The sequence below is a fragment of the Pseudonocardia cypriaca genome (assembly GCF_006717045.1).
GTDB lineage: Bacteria > Actinomycetota > Actinomycetes > Mycobacteriales > Pseudonocardiaceae > Pseudonocardia > Pseudonocardia cypriaca.
The window spans coordinates 3,599,445-3,617,107 of record NZ_VFPH01000001.1; the positions used below are offsets into that span (position 1 = coordinate 3,599,445).

Annotated in this window: 21 protein-coding genes; 10 read left to right on the top strand and 11 right to left on the bottom strand. The window is 73.5% G+C overall.

Annotated elements, in window-relative coordinates; all coding sequences use genetic code 11:
- Nucleotides 1-8: 8 nt before the first annotated feature.
- From murQ to FB388_RS17180, 5 genes are read left to right on the top strand one after another with little or no spacing between them, the layout of a single operon-like run.
- A complete protein-coding gene (murQ, locus tag FB388_RS17160; RefSeq protein WP_142102125.1) occupies nt 9-890 on the top strand; it encodes an N-acetylmuramic acid 6-phosphate etherase in 882 nt (293 codons plus the stop codon).
- Nucleotides 887-2,062, top strand: a complete 1,176-nt coding sequence (locus FB388_RS17165; protein WP_142102127.1) for an anhydro-N-acetylmuramic acid kinase — start codon at nt 887-889, stop codon at nt 2,060-2,062. The genes murQ and FB388_RS17165 overlap by 4 nt, the downstream gene beginning before the upstream one ends.
- Complete coding sequence (locus tag FB388_RS17170) at nt 2,059-3,027, top strand: ABC transporter ATP-binding protein (RefSeq protein WP_142102129.1); 969 nt, start codon at nt 2,059-2,061, stop codon at nt 3,025-3,027. The genes FB388_RS17165 and FB388_RS17170 overlap by 4 nt, the downstream gene beginning before the upstream one ends.
- Nucleotides 3,027-3,983 (top strand): ABC transporter ATP-binding protein, encoded by a 957-nt coding sequence (locus FB388_RS17175; protein WP_142102132.1) that lies wholly within the window; start codon nt 3,027-3,029, stop codon nt 3,981-3,983. Before FB388_RS17170 ends, FB388_RS17175 begins: the two co-directional genes overlap by 1 nt.
- Nucleotides 3,980-5,041, top strand: a complete 1,062-nt coding sequence (locus tag FB388_RS17180) for a serine hydrolase domain-containing protein (RefSeq protein ID WP_142102134.1) — start codon at nt 3,980-3,982, stop codon at nt 5,039-5,041. The genes FB388_RS17175 and FB388_RS17180 overlap by 4 nt, the downstream gene beginning before the upstream one ends.
- Before the next feature lie 9 nt (nt 5,042-5,050).
- Here the strand turns inward: FB388_RS17180 and FB388_RS17185 are convergent, their stop codons facing one another.
- A complete protein-coding gene (locus FB388_RS17185) occupies nt 5,051-6,100 on the bottom strand; it encodes an aldo/keto reductase (protein ID WP_142102136.1) in 1,050 nt (349 codons plus the stop codon).
- Between the two features lie 98 nt (nt 6,101-6,198).
- Between FB388_RS17185 and FB388_RS17190 the strand changes: the two genes are divergently transcribed.
- The 4 genes from FB388_RS17190 (at nt 6,199) to FB388_RS17205 (ending at nt 9,370) form a co-directional block, all read left to right on the top strand.
- Nucleotides 6,199-6,816 carry a TetR/AcrR family transcriptional regulator gene (locus tag FB388_RS17190; protein WP_142102138.1) on the top strand — a complete coding sequence of 206 codons (618 nt, stop codon included), beginning with the start codon at nt 6,199-6,201 and terminating at the stop codon, nt 6,814-6,816.
- Nucleotides 6,817-6,924: 108 nt separating this feature from the next.
- On the top strand, nt 6,925-8,172 hold the full coding sequence (locus FB388_RS17195; RefSeq protein ID WP_142102140.1) for a sensor histidine kinase: 1,248 nt from the start codon (nt 6,925-6,927) through the stop codon (nt 8,170-8,172).
- The gene (locus FB388_RS17200) at nt 8,169-8,825 is read left to right on the top strand and encodes a response regulator (protein WP_142102142.1); all 657 of its coding nucleotides are present in this window, start codon (nt 8,169-8,171) and stop codon (nt 8,823-8,825) included. Before FB388_RS17195 ends, FB388_RS17200 begins: the two co-directional genes overlap by 4 nt.
- A gap of 80 nt (nt 8,826-8,905) precedes the next feature.
- Entirely contained in the window at nt 8,906-9,370 is a 465-nt protein-coding gene (locus FB388_RS17205) for a DUF6463 family protein (RefSeq protein ID WP_142102144.1), read from the top strand.
- A gap of 7 nt (nt 9,371-9,377) precedes the next feature.
- On the opposite strand, the gene FB388_RS17210 is transcribed toward FB388_RS17205, so the two are convergent.
- Nucleotides 9,378-10,829, bottom strand: a complete 1,452-nt coding sequence (locus FB388_RS17210; RefSeq protein ID WP_142102147.1) for an MFS transporter — start codon at nt 10,827-10,829, stop codon at nt 9,378-9,380.
- On the bottom strand, nt 10,829-11,194 hold the full coding sequence (locus FB388_RS17215; protein WP_211361960.1) for a hypothetical protein: 366 nt from the start codon (nt 11,192-11,194) through the stop codon (nt 10,829-10,831). Before FB388_RS17215 ends, FB388_RS17210 begins: the two co-directional genes overlap by 1 nt.
- An 83-nt stretch (nt 11,195-11,277) precedes the next feature.
- Between FB388_RS17215 and FB388_RS17220 the strand changes: the two genes are divergently transcribed.
- Nucleotides 11,278-11,847, top strand: coding sequence for a TetR/AcrR family transcriptional regulator (locus FB388_RS17220; RefSeq protein WP_246122007.1), 570 nt, complete (start codon nt 11,278-11,280; stop codon nt 11,845-11,847).
- Nucleotides 11,848-11,867: 20 nt separating this feature from the next.
- On the opposite strand, the gene paaE is transcribed toward FB388_RS17220, so the two are convergent.
- The 8 genes from paaE to FB388_RS17260 form a co-directional block, all read right to left on the bottom strand.
- Nucleotides 11,868-12,959 (bottom strand): 1,2-phenylacetyl-CoA epoxidase subunit PaaE, encoded by a 1,092-nt coding sequence (paaE, locus tag FB388_RS17225; protein ID WP_142102149.1) that lies wholly within the window; start codon nt 12,957-12,959, stop codon nt 11,868-11,870.
- Nucleotides 12,959-13,450 carry a 1,2-phenylacetyl-CoA epoxidase subunit PaaD gene (gene paaD, locus FB388_RS17230; protein WP_142102151.1) on the bottom strand — a complete coding sequence of 164 codons (492 nt, stop codon included), beginning with the start codon at nt 13,448-13,450 and terminating at the stop codon, nt 12,959-12,961. Before paaD ends, paaE begins: the two co-directional genes overlap by 1 nt.
- Complete coding sequence (paaC, locus tag FB388_RS17235; RefSeq protein WP_142102153.1) at nt 13,447-14,352, bottom strand: 1,2-phenylacetyl-CoA epoxidase subunit PaaC; 906 nt, start codon at nt 14,350-14,352, stop codon at nt 13,447-13,449. Before paaC ends, paaD begins: the two co-directional genes overlap by 4 nt.
- Nucleotides 14,349-14,708, bottom strand: a complete 360-nt coding sequence (paaB, locus tag FB388_RS17240; protein WP_142102156.1) for a 1,2-phenylacetyl-CoA epoxidase subunit PaaB — start codon at nt 14,706-14,708, stop codon at nt 14,349-14,351. The genes paaC and paaB overlap by 4 nt, the downstream gene beginning before the upstream one ends.
- Nucleotides 14,705-15,646: a 1,2-phenylacetyl-CoA epoxidase subunit PaaA gene (paaA, locus tag FB388_RS17245; RefSeq protein WP_142102158.1), complete on the bottom strand. Its 942-nt coding sequence runs from the start codon at nt 15,644-15,646 to the stop codon at nt 14,705-14,707. The genes paaB and paaA overlap by 4 nt, the downstream gene beginning before the upstream one ends.
- Nucleotides 15,647-15,717: 71 nt before the next feature.
- On the bottom strand, nt 15,718-16,125 hold the full coding sequence (locus tag FB388_RS17250) for a GNAT family N-acetyltransferase (protein ID WP_142102160.1): 408 nt from the start codon (nt 16,123-16,125) through the stop codon (nt 15,718-15,720).
- 41 nt (nt 16,126-16,166) lie between these two features.
- Nucleotides 16,167-16,772, bottom strand: coding sequence for a TetR/AcrR family transcriptional regulator (locus FB388_RS17255; RefSeq protein ID WP_142102162.1), 606 nt, complete (start codon nt 16,770-16,772; stop codon nt 16,167-16,169).
- A 5-nt stretch (nt 16,773-16,777) separates the two neighbouring features.
- Nucleotides 16,778-17,572: an enoyl-CoA hydratase/isomerase family protein gene (locus FB388_RS17260; protein WP_142102164.1), complete on the bottom strand. Its 795-nt coding sequence runs from the start codon at nt 17,570-17,572 to the stop codon at nt 16,778-16,780.
- Nucleotides 17,573-17,663 lie beyond the last annotated feature (91 nt).

The window sequence follows — 17,663 nt, forward strand, 5'->3', positions numbered from 1 at the left end:
TCGACGGGTTGGAGACCGAGCGGGTCGATCCGAGGTACGCCACCATCGACCGGGCCTCCGTCGCGGAGCTGGCCACGCTCATGAACGAGGCCGACGCCTCCGTGCCCGCCGCCGTGCGGGCCGCGCTGCCGCAGATCGTGCCGGCCATCGAGGCCGTGAGCCGGCGGATGCGTGGCGGCGGGCGGCTCCTCTACGTCGGTGCGGGAACGCCGGGCCGCCTCGGCGTGCTGGACGCCTCCGAGTGCCCGCCGACGTTCAGCACCCCTCCGGAGCTGGTCCGCGGCCTGATCGCCGGGGGCGACGCGGCCATGTTCACCGCGCAGGAAGGCGTGGAGGACGACGCGGAGGCCGGGCGGGCGGCGGTCGCGGCAGAAGGGGTGGGGCCTGCCGACTCGGTCGTCGGCATCACCGCGAGCGGGCGCACGCCGTACGTCCTCGCGGCGATCGGGGAGGCCCGCGCGCGTGGCGCGCTCACCGTCGGGGTCTCGTGCAACGCGGGAACCGCGCTGTCCGCCGCCGCGGAGCACGGGATCGAGGTCGTGGTCGGGCCCGAGGTGGTGGCCGGCTCCACCCGGCTCAAGGCGGGCACCGCCCAGAAGCTGGTGCTCAACATGTTCTCGACGATCACGATGGTGCAGCTGGGCAAGACCTACGGGAACCTCATGGTCGACGTCAGCGCCACCAACGCGAAGCTGCGCGAGCGGGCGATCCGCATGGTCCGCACCGTCACCGGCGCGTCGCGGGAGCGGGCCGAGGAGGCCCTGGCTGCGTCGGGGATGCGGGTGAAGCTCGCGATCCTCCACCTCGAGCGCGGGCTGGACGCGGAGGATGCGATCGCCCGGCTCGCGGCGACCGGCGGCCGGCTGCGGGACGTCCTGGAGGAGCGGTGAAGGTCCTCGGGCTGATCTCCGGCACCTCGCACGACGGCATCGACGCGGCCGTCGTCGACTTCACCCTCGACGGGGACGTGCTGCACGGGCAGGTCACCGCCGCGACCAGCACGCCGTACGGCCCCGAGCTGCGGGCCCGAATCCGCGCCGCGCTGCCGCCTGCGGCCACCACGCTCGCCGAGGTGTGCGCGCTCGACACGCTCATCGGGCAGGCCTTCGCCGACGCGGCTGGGATGATCACAGCCGCCGCGCCTCCCGTCGACGCGGCCTGCTCGCACGGCCAGACCGTCTACCACTGGGTCGATCAACACGGCGTGGACGGCACCCGGGCCCTCGGCACGCTGCAGGTCGGGCAGCCCGCGTGGATCGCCGAGCGCCTCGGCGTGCCGGTCGTGTCCGACGTGCGGATCCGCGACATCACCGCAGGCGGGCAGGGCGCCCCGCTCGTCTTCTACCTCGACACCCTCCTGCTCGCCGGGCTGCCCGGCCACCCGGCCGCACTCAACCTGGGCGGGATCGCCAACGTCACCCTTCCGGGGCGACTGGCCTGGGACACCGGGCCGGCCAACGCCCTGATCGACGCCGCGGTGCTGCGGACCGGCGCCCATCCGGCCGGCTACGACGTCGACGGCGCCCTCGCCGCGCGCGGGCGCGTGGACGAGCAGTTGCTGACCGAGCTCCTCGCCGAGCCCTACTACCGGCTGCCGCCCCCGAAGAGCACCGGCAAGGAGCTGTTCCACGACGGCTACCTCGACGCCGCCCTCGCCCGCCCGATCGAGCCGCAGGACCTGATCGCGACGCTCACCGCGCTCACCGCGCGCACGGTGGCCGACGCCGTGCGCGGCGCGGGCGTCGACAGCATCGTCGTGTCCGGCGGCGGAGCGGCCAACCCGACGCTGATGGCCATGCTCCGCGCAGAGCTGCCCGACGTCCGGTTCGTCCCGTCGGGCGACCTGGGAGCACCGCGGGACGCGAAGGAGGCGATCGCGTTCGCGCTGATCGGCTGGCTGACGCTGCACGGGCTGCCTGCGACGCTGCCGAGCTGCACCGGCGCCCGCGAGGCCCGCATCCTCGGCACGATCACCCCGGGCTCCGGCCCGCTGCGGCTGCCACCGCCCGCAGAGGCACCGAAGGCCCTGAGCCTGACGGTCGCCGAGGCGGGCCGGGCATGAGCACGCCCGTGCTGGAGGTGCGGGACCTCGCCGTCGGTGCCGGCGGGCGGCGGCCCCTCGAGATCGTGCACGGCGTCGACCTGGTGCTGCGCCCTGGCGAGACCGTCGGGGTGGTCGGCGAGAGCGGATCCGGCAAGTCGGTGACGATGCTCGCCCTGATGCGGCTGCTCGGCGACCCGCTGCGGATCACGCGCGGCAGCGTCCGGTTCACCGGGCGCGACCTCGCGACGCTCTCCGAGGCGGAGATGCGGGCGCTGCGCGGGCGCGAGATCGCGATGGTCTACCAGGACCCCATGACCTCGCTGCACCCGCTGATCCGGGTGGGAGAGCAGGTCGCCGAGGTCATGCGCGCGCACGGCGTGGACGCCGACGCCGCCCGGAAACGCACCCTGGAGCTGTTCGGGCGCGTCGGCATCCCGGACCCGGCCCGCACGGTGCGGGCGTACCCGCACGAGTTCTCCGGCGGCATGCGGCAGCGGGTCGTGATCGCGATGGCGCTCGCGCTGCGCCCCACCCTGCTGATCGCCGATGAGCCGACCACCGCCCTGGACGTCACCATCCAGCAGCAGATCCTCGGGCTCGTCGCCGAGCTGCAGCGCGAGCTGGGCATGACCACGATCTGGGTCACCCACGACCTCGGCGTGGTCGCGCGGCTCGTCGAGCGGGTGGTCGTGATGTACGGCGGGCACGTCGTCGAGGACGCCCCGGTCCGCGACATCTTCGCTGCGCCGCAGCACCCGTACACCGCACGGCTGCTCGCGTCGCTGCCCAACCCCGCCGACGACGCCCGGCCGCCGCTCGCGCAGATCCCCGGCCGGCCGCCGTTGCCCGGCGAGCGCGTCGAGGGCTGCCCGTTCCGCCCGCGCTGCCTCCAGGCCCGCGACGTCTGTGCGGAACGGCCGCCGCTGCTGGACCGCGGAGCCGGCCGGGCGGCGTGCTGGGTGCCCGTCGAGGAGTGGACCTGATGCCGCTGCTGGAGGCCCACGACCTGGTCAAGCGCTATCCCGTGCGCGGCAGCGACGGGCTCGTGCACGCGCTGAACGGGGTGTCCTTCGCCCTCGAGCCGGGCCAGATGCTCGGCATCGTCGGCGAGTCCGGCTGCGGCAAGTCGACCCTCGCCCGGGTGCTGGTGCGGCTGGAGGAGCCGACGCGGGGCCGGGTCCTGCTCGACGGCGTGGACCTCACCGCGCTGCGCGGCCGACGGCTGCGGGCGCACCGCCGCCACATCCAGATGGTGTTCCAGGACCCGTTCTCCTCCCTCGACCCGCGCCAGCCGGTCGGTGCGGCGCTCGACGAGGTGCTGGCCGTGCACCGCCTCCGCCGCCCGGGCCGGGTCGAGGAGCTCCTCGGCATCGTCGGCCTCCCGGCCGAGTTCGCGCAGCGGCTGCCGCACGAGATGTCGGGCGGTCAGCGCCAGCGCGTCGGGATCGCCCGCGCCCTGGCACCCGAGCCGCGCGTGCTGCTGCTCGACGAGCCGGTGTCCGCGCTCGACGTGTCGGTGCGGGCCGAGGTGATGAACCTGCTCGCGCACCTGCGCGCCGAGCTGGGCCTCGCGCAGGTGTTCATCAGCCACGACATGGCGATGGTGCGCCAGATCAGCGACCGCGTCGCCGTCATGTACTTCGGGCGGGTCGTCGAGGAGGGCGGCTGGCGGGACGTCCTCGCCGACCCGCTGCACCCCTACACCGCGGGGTTGCGGGCCGCCGTGCCCGTGCCCGACCCGTCGATCGCGCAGCCGCTCACCCCGACCGTGGTGGGCGAGGTGCCCGACCCCGTCCGGCCGCCTGCCGGGTGCCCCTTCCACCCCCGCTGCCCGCGGGTGGAGGACGTGTGCCGCGCCGAGCTGCCGCCCCTCACCGAGATCCGCACGGGTCACCACGCGGCCTGCCACGTCGCGGCCCGTGCCGAGGCGCTGCGATGACCCTCCAGGAGGTCGTGGAAGGGCTCGTGGCCCGGGCGGATGCGCCGGGGGCCTGCCTCGCCGTGCGCGCGCCCGGGCTCGACGCGCTCGCCGTCACCGGGCACCGGCAGGTGCTCGGGGTCGCCTCGCCGCTGCCGATGACCGCCGCGACCAGCCACGACCTCGCGTCGGTCACGAAGGCGTTCACGACGACCGCACTCGCCGCCCTCGGCGTCGACCTCACCGACCCGGTGCGCCGCTACCTCCCCGACGCTCCCCCGGTCTCGATCGACGACCTGCTGCTGCATCGCGGCGGGCTGTGGGAGTGGTGGCCGACGTACTGCGACGCCACCGGTCCCGACGAGGGCGCCCGGCTCGCGCGCTCACTACCGCTGCGCTACGCCACCGGCAGCGGTCGGCACTACTCGGATCTCGGGTTCATGCTGCTCGGACAGGTGGTCGAGGTCGCGTCCGGCACCCGGCTGCCGGACGCCCTCCGCCAGTTGGTGCTCGACCCGGCAGGCATGACGCGCACGGCGTACGCCGCGCCGGTCGGCACGGACGTCGCCGCGAGCGGCACCGGCGACGCCATCGAGCAGCGGATGCTCGCCGTCGGCGAGCCCTACCCGGTGCCCCGCTCCCCCACCGACTTCGACGGCTGGCGCCACCACGTGATCGCGGGCGAGGTGGCCGACGGCAACGCCTTCCACACCTTCCGCGGGGTGTCCGGGCACGCCGGGTTGTTCTCGACGGTCGAGGACCTGCTGCGGCTCGGCACCGCGCTGTGCGCGTCCGCCGTCGGCGAGGGGCCGTGGCCCGCGGTCGGCGCGTACCTGCAGCCGGGGCCGGATCCGGGCCAGTCGCGCGGCTACCGCTGGTGGACGACCACCGTGGAAGACTGCACGGCCACCGCGTACGGGCACCCCGGCTTCACCGGCACCACCCTCGCCGTCCTGCCCGAGCACGGGGCGAGCGTCGTGCTCGCCACCAACCGGCTCCAGGTGCGCGGTGCCCCCGTCCCCAACGAGGAGATGTGGGTGCCCGCGCTGCAGGCCGCGCACCAGCTGCTGCACCGGTGAGCGCGCACACTACGTCAGCGCCATACCGGGCACGCGGGCTCGGATCGCGTCCAGCTCGGCCTCGTCGGAGATGCCCTGCCAGTCGTACCGCGGTGTGTACGGCGCCTCGAGCGCGCGCACCTCGTCGTCGGTGAGCACCACGTCCAGCGACGCCACGGCATCATCGATCTGCTGCACCGACCCTGCCCCCACCAGCGGGGCGGTCACCACAGGTCGGCGGCGCAGCCACGCCAGGGCGACCTGCGCGCGACTCACGCCGTGCGCGTCCGCGACGCGCCCGACCGCATCCACGATCGCGCGGTTCGACGCCTCTTCCGTGGGCGAGTAGAGCTGGTCGGCGTACGCGCCGTCCGTCGCGGAACGGGCCGTCGACCTCGCGTCGTCCCAGGCCCGAGCCAGGCGGCCCCGCGCCAGTGGGCTCCAGATGATCGTGCCGACGCCCTCGTCCAGGCACAGCGGGATCATCTCGCGCTCCTCCTCGCGGTGCAGCAGGTTGTAGTGGTCCTGCATCGAAACGAAGCGCGCCCAGCCGTGCTCGCGCTGCAGATGCAGGGCTTTTGCGAACTCCCACGCGGGCATCGAGGACGCGCCCAGGTAGCGCACCTTGCCTGCCTTGACCAGGTCGCTGAGCGCCTCGAGCGTCTCCTCCAGCGGCGTCGCGTGGTCGTTGCGGTGCACCTGGTAGAGGTCGATGTAGTCGGTGCCGAGCCGCCGCAACGAGTGGTCGACCTCGGTCATGATCGCCTTGCGCGACAGTCCCCTGCCGTTGGGACCAGGGCGCATCGGGTGGCGCAGCTTGGTGGCGATCACCACCTCGTCGCGATCCGCGAAGTCGTTCAGCGCGCGCCCCAGGATCTCCTCGCTGGACCCGTTCGAGTACATGTTCGCCGTGTCGAAGAAGTTGATGCCCGCCTCGAGGGCGTGCTTGATGAGAGGTCGAGCGCGCTCCTCGCCAAGCGACCAGACGGGATGACCGCGTTCGGGCTCGCCGTAGGTCATCGCGCCGATCGCGATGGGCGAGACGTCGAGGCCGGTGCTGCCGAGCTTCACATAACGCATGGGATGCCTCCTGCGAGGGATGAACATGCGGAGGATCCTCCGTAATTCCAAACTAGCGGAGGATCCTCCGCGAGTCAACGGGAGGGCATCATCGAGCCATGCACGAGGAGACGCCGAGCACGTACGGCACGCAGCGCAAGGCCGCCGCACGCAACCGTGTCGCGATCATCGAGGCCGCCCACGAGCTGTTCGCGCAGAACCCCCTCGTGCCGCTGAGCGAGGTCGCCAAACACGCCGGCGTCGGTGCCGGAACGCTCTACCGCCACTTCCCCACCCGCGAGGATCTGATCCTCGCCGCGTACCAGCACGACATCGAGCGCTTGACCGCCACCGCCGACGAAGTGCTCGCGCGCCACTCATCCGCGAAAGCCGCCTTCATCGAGTGGTTCGAGACGCTCTCCGCCTACATCCGGATCAAGCACGGCCTCGGCGACGCATTGCACAGCGCAGCAGCCCAGGACGTGATCGGTGCCTCCTGGGCACCGACCACCGCGGCAGTGCGGAAGCTCGTCGACGCCTGCGTGGCCGAAGGCACGATCGCCCCCGGACACGACCCCGCCGACATCATCATGGTCATGAGCTTCCTCTGGCGCGTCGCGAACAACGAAGAAGGCGTCGGCCAGGGGCGACGCCTCATCGCGACCGTCTTCTCCGGCCTGCAGGCGGCGCCCCGATCGATCGGCGCGGGCGAAGGTAGTGGGCACGGGTCCGGGTGACGATCCGCTGCGACGTCCACCGCGACTCAGTTGACGTGTCCTGCGCGCCCACCGCTCCCCCGCCGGTCCCGTCGGCCGCACCGGATGGCTCTGCCTACGATCAGCGCCGTGACCTGGACCGACCGCACCGATCGGTGGATCCGGGCACACCCCGTCGTGCCGGACACCCTTCTCGCACTGGCCATCACCGCGGTCATCGGGCCGCCTTCGCTCGCCATCCTCGAGGTGGCCCGGTCCCCCGCCTGGGTGCTGTGGGTGGCCGGGATCTGCGGATCCGTGGTGCTCGGCACCGTCGCGCTGCGGCGGATCGCCACCCGAGCCGCGTTCTTCCTCGCCAGTCTGGCGATGCTGGTGACCGTTGCGCTGCCCAACACGGTGGTCCGGCCCGACGGGCTGGGTCTGGCCGGGGCGAGCGGCGACATGGAGATCCCGCTGTTCTTCCTCCCGTCGTCGGCGGTCTACCTGGTGCTCGTGTACGCCGTCGCCGCGCAGCGCCCCTGGCGCGAGAGCCTGCTCGCCCTCGGGATCGGGGTCACCGGAAGCTTGTTGTGCACCGCGAGAACGGCCACTGGGTACGGCGCACTGCCCGCGGGCTGGCTCACGCTGCTGCTGGCTCTGCTCGCGCTGGTCGCGGCCGTGGCCGGCACGTGGGCGGTGGGCCGGTCCCACCACGACCGGCGGCGGCGACTGGCCGAGGAGGCCGCCGAAGCCGCCGAGCGCGCCGCGGCCGACGAACGCAGGCGCATCGCCCGCGACATGCACGACATCGTCGCGCACTCGTTGGCGGTGATCGTGCGGCAGGCCGAGGGCGGCTCCGCCATCGCCGCCAGGTCACCGGATCGCGCGACCCAGGCGTTGTCCGTCATCGCCGACACCGCCCGGGAGGCACTGGCCGACATGCGCGGCACGCTGCAGGTGCTGCGGGAGGCCCCTCCCCCGGAGGCCGTGCAGCCCTCGCTCGCCGCGGTACCGGCGTTGGTGGACCGGGTACGCGCGACCGGTGTCGACGTGCGCCTGGTCGAGCGCGGTTCGGCCGATGGCATGACGACGGGTGCGGCCACGGCGGCGTACCGCCTGATCCAGGAGGCACTGACCAACAGCGTCAAGCACGCGGGCGCCCACCCCACGGTCACCGTCACGATCGCGCACGAACCGCACGCGTCGGTGGTGACCGTCGAGGACGACGGCGGGGACGACGGCGGCGAGCGGCCCCCGGTCCCCGGGGCCGGTGTCGGCCTGCGCGGTGTCGAGGACCGGGTGCAGGCCGCGGGCGGTACGTTCGAGGCCGGTCCCGCCGGCGGCGGTTTCAGGGTGCGTGCGGAGTTCCGCGTCGCCGAAGGGGTGCGTTCGAGATGACGATCAGAGTTGCGCTGGTCGACGACCAGGAACTGGTCCGGGTCGGGCTGGCCATGGTGGTCGACGCGACCGACGACATCCGGATCGTCGTGCAGGCCGCCGACGGTGCCGAGGCGGTCGCGCGGCTCGCCGAGACGCAGGTCGACGTCGTGCTGATGGACGTGCAGATGCCGCGGATGAACGGCGTCGAGGCCACCGTTTCGGTCACTGCCCGCGAGAACGCGCCCAAGGTGATCCTGCTGACGACGTTCGACCTCGACGAGTACGCCTTCGACGGACTGCGCGCGGGCGCGAGCGGGTTCCTGCTCAAGGACGCGTCGGCCGACGAGGTGCTCCACGCGATCCGCGCCGTCCACGCAGGCGACGCCGTGCTCGCACCCTCGACGACCCGCCGCATGCTGGAGCACCTCGCGACCGCCCGAACCGCGGCACGCAACGCGTCTCCGCTGCTGGAACGGCTCACCGCACGCGAACGCGACGTCCTGATGGAGATCGCCCGAGGACACTCCAACGCCGAGACGGCACGGCGGCTCTTCCTCTCCGAGGCCACCGTCAAGACGCACGTCGGCCACCTACTGGCCAAGCTCGAGATCCGCGACCGCGTGCAGGCGGTGATCTTCGCCTACGAGAACGGGCTCGTCCGTCCGAGCTAGCCCGATCTCATCATTTCGCCGGAGCGGGCGACGACCTGCGGCCGACGATCCGCGCGGGCGCGGCACGCAGCATGGTGCACATGCCGATCATCAACACGCAGTCCGAAACGACGACGTCCCGCGCCTGGTTGCGCAACCCCGCCGCATGGGGAGGGCTCCTCGCGATCTGCGGCGGCGTCTTCCACACCGTGGTCGCCACTCTGATGCGCCAGGACGTCTGGGCGCAGATGGTCGACGACGGTTTCTTCAACACGGTCTCGCTGGAGCCATCGGCCGACCAGCTCGCCGCGGCCGAGGCGTTCTGGTTCACCGTGGGCAGCTTCGGCGTGCCGTTGCTCCTGCTCGGCTCGCTCGTGACCTGGCTGAACCGGCGCGGCGAACGCGTGCCCGCATGGCTGGGAGGCGGCCTTGCCGCGTGGGCCGTCCTGATCGGGATGGTGAGTGGTTTCGACGGCGGAACGCTCGTCCTGCTGACCATCGGCGCGCTGCTCGCGGCCGGCGCGTGGACCCAGCGCCGGGCGCCGGGCCTCCAGCCCCGGTACTGAGCCGACCTCACCGCGCGTGGGGAGCGCTGGGGCGCGTCCGCGTCGGTCGGGGAATCGCGCGCGCGGTGATCGCCGCCAGCAGCGCGGCGACCGCCGCCACGAGGAAGGCGAGCGTGAAGCCGCCGTCCGTGGGCGGCCCCGCCGCCGGGGTGACGATCGTGGCCGCCACCTGCGCCCCGACCGCTCCCCCGACGGTCCGCAGGATCGTGTTGATCCCGGTCGCCGCGCCGGTCTCCTCGGGACGGACCGCACCGACGACGAGGGTGCCGAGCGCGGCGAAGGCGAGCCCGTACGCCAGCCCGAGCGCCGCGCCGGCGGTGGCGAGCTCCCAGGCGGCGTCGTGCGCGACGGCCAGCGCCACGAGCGCGGCCGCGGCCAGGACGGCGCCGACCTGGAAGGTGGTTCGCCCGCCCACCCGTGCCGTCAGTCGCGCGCCGAGCGGCGCCGCGATCACCATGATCACCGCCATCGGCGCGATCAGCAGACCGATGCCGGCGGCGGTGGCACCGAGCCCGTAGCCCGCGGCGGGCGGCACCTGCGCGAACCGGGGGATCAGCGTGACCGCCGCGAACATCCCGATGCTGACGACGAGCGTCGCGAGGTTGACGGTCACGACGGGGCGGCGCCGCAGCATTCGCAGGTCGACGGTGGGGGCCGCGACCCGCAGCTCGACGAGCACGAACGCGATCGCGGAGCCGAGCGCAGCCACGGCGGTGCCGATCGTGGCCGCGGAGCCCCAGCCCCACGTCCGCCCCTGGCTCACCACGAGCAGCACGGCGACCAGCGCCGCGGAGAGCAGCAGCGCACCCCCGACGTCGAGCTTGCCCGCCGCCGCCCGCACCTCCGGCTCGCCGATGACGAACGCCCCGGCCAACGCGAGGAGTCCGAGCGCCACGCAGAGCCAGGACAGCGACGGTGTGCCGAGCACCTCGACCAGCGGTCCGGCCAGCACCATGCCGACGGCGCCGCCGACCCCGAACATCGCGCTCAGACCGGCGACGACCCCGGGCAGCCCGCTCGGCGCGACGATCCGGCGAGCCAGACCGAAGGCGACGGGGAACACCCCGGCGGACAGCCCCTGGACCACCCGTCCCAGCAGCAGGCCCGCGAACGAGCCGGCGTGGTCGGCCACCGCGGCGAGCACGCTGCCCGCCACGAGCACCGCGAGGCTCGCGAGCAGGACGCGGCGATGGCCGTGGAGGTCGCCGAGTCGCCCGGCCACCGGTGTCGCCACCGCGGCGGCCAGCATGCAGCCGGTCAGCAACCAGGTCTCGGCGGCCGCCGAGACGCCCAGCTGCCGGCCGAGGACGGGCAGCACGGCCACGACGATCGTCTGCGCCATGGCCACGACGAGCGCGGCGAGGAACAGGGTGCCGAGCACGACGGGCGAGGCACCATTCCGCCTCGCCCGGCGGACGAGCACGGCCACGGCGGTGGCGACTCCGGCGAGGACCCACATCAGATTTCCCCGAGCCGGGCCAGCGCCCAGGAGCGCGCCTGCCCGGGGTCGTCGGTTGCCATGGTGGGACAGCCCCAGATCACCGCGCCGGAGCGGAGGGCCTTGGCGTTGTTCCGCTGTGCCTCCTCCGACATGACGAACGCGAGACCGCGACAGCGCTCGACCAGCCCGGGCCGCAGGCGCTTGAGCAGCCGCACCCGCTCGGCGGCTCCCGCGATGCGGCGTCCCCGCGGCGGTGTCTCCGGCATGCGGACCACCGCGGCGAAGGTCTCCCGCCGCTCCACCGCGGCCATGAGCGCGTCGAAGACGACCGAGTGCGCGGAGGCCGGTGTCGCACCGGACGCGTCCACCATGAGCAGGGCCATCCATCCACCTCCCGTTTCAGGTGAGGCGACCCTAACACGATTTGTGACCATTGGTCTCTAATAGGGGTGACTACGATCCACCGGTGGTGGAGACAGCGGGCAGACCGGGACGGCCGGCGCGGCTGTCCCGCGAGCTGATCGTCGCCGCCGCGCTGCAGGGCGACCTCGCGAGCCTCACGATGCGCGAGCTCGCGGCCCGGCTAGGCGTCTCCCACTCGGCGCTCTACCGCTGGGTGGCCGACCGCGACGAGCTCTTCGACCTGATCAGCGAGGTGATGGTCGAGCGCATCCTCCCGACCTCGGACCCCACCCCGGCGGACTGGCGGGACTGGCTGGCCCGGCTCGCGTGGGCGATGCACGACGAGTTCCTCGCGGTACCCGGGTACGCCGCGCACGTCGCCGCGCCCCACCGCCACAACGCCCGCTCGTTCACGCTCCTGGGGGACCGGGTGATCGCGGCGTTCCGGGCGGCAGGCGCGTCCCCGGAGATGGCCGCGCAGAGCTGGTACGTCTTCGGGCTGGGCGTCGTCCAGTGGCTCGGGGCCCAGCAGGCAGGCCACGACCTCGGCCCGGTCGCCCCCCGGTTCGACCTCTTCCTCGACACACTGCTCCGGGGCCTGCCCACCCGGACGCCTGCGGAACACCCGCACTGACCCGCGCTCGGCGGTGCGCGTCAGGTGTCGAAGTCGACCGTCACCGCGTCGGTCTCGGGGCGGGACTGGCAGGTGAGGACGAAACCCGCCTCGACCTCCTCGTCCTCGAGCGCGAAGTTGCGGCGCATCGTGACCGCGCCCTCGGTCACCTTCGCCCGGCAGGTGCCGCAGACCCCGCCCTTGCACGCGAACGGCAGGTCGCCGCGCACCTTCTGGGCAGCGTCGAGCACGCTCTCGGCACGAGGCAGCGTCATGGTGGTGGAGCGGCCGTTCAGCAGGACCGTGACCTCGCTGGTGGCGCCCTCGATCGCCGGGTCGGGCCGGTGCAGCTCCGGCGGCGGCTCGTCGACGTAGAACAGCTCGCGGTGCACCCGCTTGCGGTCCACCCCGAGCTCGGTGAGCACGGTGACGGCGTCCTCGGTCATGCCGAGTGGCCCGCACAGCCACCAGTGGTCCACGTCGGCCACGTCGACGAGCGCGCCGAGGAGGAGGCGCAGCTTCGCGGCGTCGAGCCTGCCGGTGACGATCTCGGCCTCCATCGGCTCCCTGGACAGCACGTGCAGCAGGTGCAGCCGCGGGCCGTGGGCGTTCTTGAGGTCGGCGAGCTCCTCGGTGAACATCACGGTGTCGGTGCGCCGGTTGCCGTAGAGCAACGTGACGCGGGTGTCCGGGTGGGCGGCCAGCACCGACGCCGCGATCGACAGCACCGGCGTGATCCCGGACCCGGCCGCGACCAGCCCGTGGTGCGTGCCCGGCGCCAGGTCCGGGGTGAACGAGCCGGCGGGCGGGGCCACGTCGATCGCGTCGCCGGGCGTGACGCGGTCGACCAGCCACTCCGAGAACAGCCCTCCGTCGACGCGCCGCACACCGACCTTCGGCAACGCCCCGGCCGGCGCGCAGATCGAGTACGACCGGCGCTCCTCCGTCCCGTCGTGCTGCAGCCGCAACGTGAGGTACTGGCCGGGGCGGAACGCGAATACGTCCTGCAGGTCGGCGGGCACGTCGAAGGTGACGGCCACCGCGTCGTCGCACAGCCGCTCGACGTCGGCGACGCGGAGCCGGTGGAAGCCGGTGGTGCGCGGGGCCGGCACGTCGACCTGGGGCGCGGCCATCAGTGCTCCTTCATGTGCTCGAACGGCTCGCGGCACGCGGTGCAGCGCCGCAGGGCCGTGCACGAGGTGGGGCCGAACCGGGAGAACTCCTCCGTGGAGGGCGACCCGCAGCGCGGGCAACGCACCACCGTGGCCGGGGCCGTGAGCGTCAACGGCACCGGGCCGACACCCCGGGGACCCACGCGATCGGGCGGGGCCACGCCGTGCTCGGCCAGCTTGCGGCGGCCGTCCTCGGAGATCCAGTCCGTGCTCCACGGCGGTGAGAGCACGGTGCGCACCTCGACGCGGGCGAACCCGGCCGCGGCGAGCCGGGTGCGCAGGTCGTCGCGCATCACCTCCAGCGCGGGACAGCCGGAGTAGGTCGGTGTGATCGTCACGGTGACGCCGTCGCCGTCGGTGTCGACGCCGCGGATGACCCCGAGGTCGTCGAGGGTCAGCATCGGCATCTCGGGATCGACCACCTGGGAGACGATCTCGCGCGCGTCGGTCACCACGTGGCCCCCGGGTGCTGCCGGGCCAGGCTCTGCAGCTCGGCGAGGACCTGGCCGAGGTACTCGGTGTGCAACCCCTGCCGGCCGCCCTGCCCGTTGATCGGCCCCGCGGGCGGGACCGCAGGCCGGGTGAGGGTGGCACGGGTCAGCACCTCGTCGAGCACGGCGTCCACCTCCTCCCGGGTCCGTGCCGGGTCCACGGCCACCCCCGCGTCGGCGAGCCGGCGCTCGACCTCGGACGTGCGGTACAGCTCCTCGGCGTACGGCCACACCGCGTCGAGCGCGGCCTGCATCCGCCGGTGCGACTCGGGCGTGCCGTCGCCGAGGCGCAGCGTCCAGCGGGCGGCGTGGTCGCGGTGGTAGGCCAGCTCCTTGACGCCCTTCCCGGCCACCGCCGCGACCACCGGGTCGCGGGAGCCGAGCAGCCGCTGCAGCAGCGCGAGCCGCCAGGTCGAGAACAGCAGCAGCCGGGCGATCGCGCGGGCGAAGTCGCGCTCGTCGGGCAGCTCGGCGAGCGCGACGTTGCGGAACTCGGGCTCGGTACGCAGGTAGGCGAGGGCGTCCTCGTCCCGCTCGCGGCCTTCGACGCGGCCGGCGCGGGCGAGCAGCACCCGGGCCTGACCGAGCAGGTCGAGCGCGATGTTGGCGAGCGCGACCTCCTCCTCCAGCTCCGGCGCGTTCGTCACCCACTCGCTGAGCCGGTGGCTGCAGATCAGGGCATCGTCGCCGAGCATCAGGCAGTAGGCGGCGAGGTCGGCCGCATCGACGCCGTCCGGGACCGGCGAGGTGATCTCGGCCTCGACGTCCTCCACGCCGGTGCCGAACGCCCAGCGCGGGTCGTCGTGCCCCAGCGTCTCGACGAGCGACTGGTAGGCGTTGGTGGCGTCATGATCGGTGTTCACAGGTGCGGCACGTCCTCGGGGATCGCGTAGAACGTCGGGTGCCGGTAGACCTTGTCGGCGGACGGTGAGAAGAACGGGTCCTTCTCGTCCGGGCTCGACGCCGTGATGTCGGAGGCCTTCACGACCCAGATCGAGACACCCTCGTTGCGGCGGGTGTACAGGTCGCGGGCGTTGTGGAGCGCCATCTCGGCGTCGGGGGCGTGCAGCGAGCCGACGTGCACGTGGTTGAGCCCGCGCTTCCCGCGCACGAACACCTCGTACAGCGGCCAGCCGCGGCGCGACGTGCCGGAGCCGGTGTCGACGCCTTCGGTGGGGACGGCACCGTGGCCGCCCTCGGCCGTGTAGTCCCCGTTCACGCGACCGCCTCCGTCCGGGCGTGCTTCTCCGCGTAGGCCTGTGCGGCCTCGCGGACCCACGCGCCCTCCTCGTGCGCCCGCCTGCGCTGCGCCAGCCGCTGCGCGTTGCACGGCCCCGAGCCCGAGATCACGGACTTGAACTCGGCCCAGTCCGGCTCGGTGAAGTCGTAGTGCCCGCGCTCGGCGTTCCAGCGCAGGCCCGGATCGGGCAACGTGACGCCGAGCGCCTCGGCCTGCGGCACCGTCATGTCGACGAAGCGCTGTCGCAGCTCGTCGTTGGTGTGCCGCTTGACGCCCCACGTCATCGACTGCTGGGTGTTGGGCGAGTCGCCGTCCGGGGGGCCGAACATCATCAGCGACGGCCACCAGAACCGGTTGGTCGACTCCTGCACCATCTCCCGCTGCGCGTCGGTGCCGTTGACCATCGCGAGCAGCAGCTCGTAGCCCTGCCGCTGGTGGAACGACTCCTCCTTGCAGATCCGCACCATGGCCCGCGCGTAGGGCCCGAAGGAGCAGCGGCACAGCGGCACCTGGTTGCAGATCGCGGCCCCGTCGACGAGCCAGCCGATCACGCCGACGTCGGCGTAGGAGAGCGTGGGGTAGTTGAAGATCGAGGAGTACTTCTGCTTCCCGCTGATCAGCTTCTCGGTGAGCTCCTCGCGGTCGACGCCCAGGGTTTCGGCGGCGGCGTAGAGGTACATGCCGTGCCCGGCCTCGTCCTGCACCTTGGCCAGCAGGATGGCCTTGCGCCGCAGGCTGGGGGCGCGCCGGATCCAGTTGCCCTCCGGCTGCATCCCGATGATCTCGGAGTGGGCGTGCTGCGCGATCTGGCGGATCAGCGTCTTCCGGTACGCCTCGGGCATCCAGTCGCGCGGCTCGATCCGCTGGTCGGCGGCGATCGTCGCGTCGAAGTGCGCCGCCAGTGCCGTCTCGTCCATGAGCCGCCTCCGTACCGAATGTTCGTTCGGTTCATGGTGGCGCACCGATGCCGGACGCGCAAGGCGGGTCCTCAGCTCCCGAGCCGGACGACCCCTGCGTCGGTCCGGGTGAAGCCGCAGTGCTCGAGGTAGAAGGCGGCGTGCTCGGGCACGAAGTCGACGTGCAGCCACTCGCACCCGGCATCGGCGGTGAGCCGGGCCGCCTCGGCGACGAGGGCCGTCCCCATGCCGTCGCGCTGCCGCCCGGGCTCGACGACCACGTCCAGCAGGAAGGCGTGCACCCCGCCGTCCCACGCGACGTTCGCGAAGCCGATCATGCGGCCGTCGTCGTAGGCGCCGACCCAGGTGAGGCTGTGGCGGGCCAGCCGGTCGCCCCACCGCTGGAGGTTCGGCGTTCCGCCGAACGCGGCGGCGTGCAGGGCGGAGAGCTCCGCGTCGTCGACGGCGGGGCGGGCGCGCAGCTCGACGGCGGGATCCACGGGCGGGACCGTAGCCACGGGGCCGCCCGCGTTCGACCGGTTTATCGGTCGTGCGCGGCCGGCAGGATGCCCTCGAAGGCCGCGCGCGCGACCAGCTCCGGCAGGTGGTCCGGGCCGCGGTCGGGACGGACCCACTCGACGACGGAGTTCACGAGGCCGGACAGCAGCCGGGCCGCGACGGCGGGCTCGACCTCGTTCCGCAGCTCTCCCGCGTCGACGGCCTCCTGCACGATCGCCGCGACCCGGGCGTCGAACTCGCGGCGACGCTCGAGGGCCCACCGCTCGGATTCGGTGTTGCCGCGCACCCGCAGCAGCACGGTGACGTAGGGCAGCTCGGCGACGAGCACGGCCACCTGGCCGCGGACGATGTGCTGCAGCCGTTGCAGCGGGGTCCCGGACCGCGAGCCCTCCTCCTCCAGCACCGCGAACAGCCCGTCCAGCGCGCGTTCGAGGGCCGCCCGCAGCAGCGCTTCCTTGCCGCTGAAGTGGTGGTAGAACGACGACTTCGTGATCCCGGCCGCGCGCGAGAGGTCCTCCATCGAGGTGGCGTCGTAGCCGCGGGTGAGGAACTCCCGCACCGCCACCTCGAGTAGCGATCCCGGACCGTGGCTGGGCCGGCGCACCCGCCCGCCCGTCTGCGTGCTCACGCCAGTCACCGGCCCTCGAAGGTGGGGCGCCGCTTCTCCAGGAAGGCGGCCACCGCGTTCACGTGGTCGGACGTGGCGGCCAGCCGCGCCTGCGCGCGTGCCTCCGCGGCGAGCACGTCGTCCAGGTGCGCGGTCGCTCCGTACCGCACCGCCTTGCGGACCTCGGCGTACGCCCGCGTCGGGCCGGCCGCGAGCCGCCCGGCCAGCTCCAGCGCGGTGCCGAGCACCTCGTCGGCCGGCACGACCGTGCGCACCAGGCCCCATGCCTGCGCGTCCTCGGCGGTGAAGCTCTCGCCGAGCAGCAGCAGTTCGAGGGCCCGCGAGACGCCGACCGCGTGTGCGAGGCCTGCCGACAGCCCGGAGTCGGCCGTGAGCCCGATCCCGGTGAACGCGGTCGAGAAGGAGGCCCCGGCTGCGGCGATGCGCAGGTCGCAGGCGAGCGCGAAGCCCAGTCCCGCGCCGACGCACGGCCCGTTGATCGCGGCGACCACCGGGAACGGCAGCTCGGTGAGGCCGCGGACGATCGGGTTGTAGTGCTCGGCGACCGTGTCGAACGCGGTGGCCGGGTCCCGGCGCAATGCCTCGGCGTGCTCGCCGAGGTCCTGCCCCACGCAGAACGCCTTGCCCGCACCGGTCAGCACGAGGGCCCGCACGTCGTCGGCGGCGGCGAGGTCGGCGAGCGCGGCGAGCAGCGCGTCCTTCAGCTCCCGGGTGAGCGCGTTGTAGCGCGCGGGCCGCTGGAGCGTGAGCACGGCGACGGCGCCGTCGCGCGAGAGACCCACGGCCGGATCATCGGTCATCGCGCCAGCGTAACGGCCAACCGAACGATCGGTCGCCCCTCGCGTTCCGACGAACGGCGCGTTCGTCGGATAGGTACCGACGAGCGCGCCG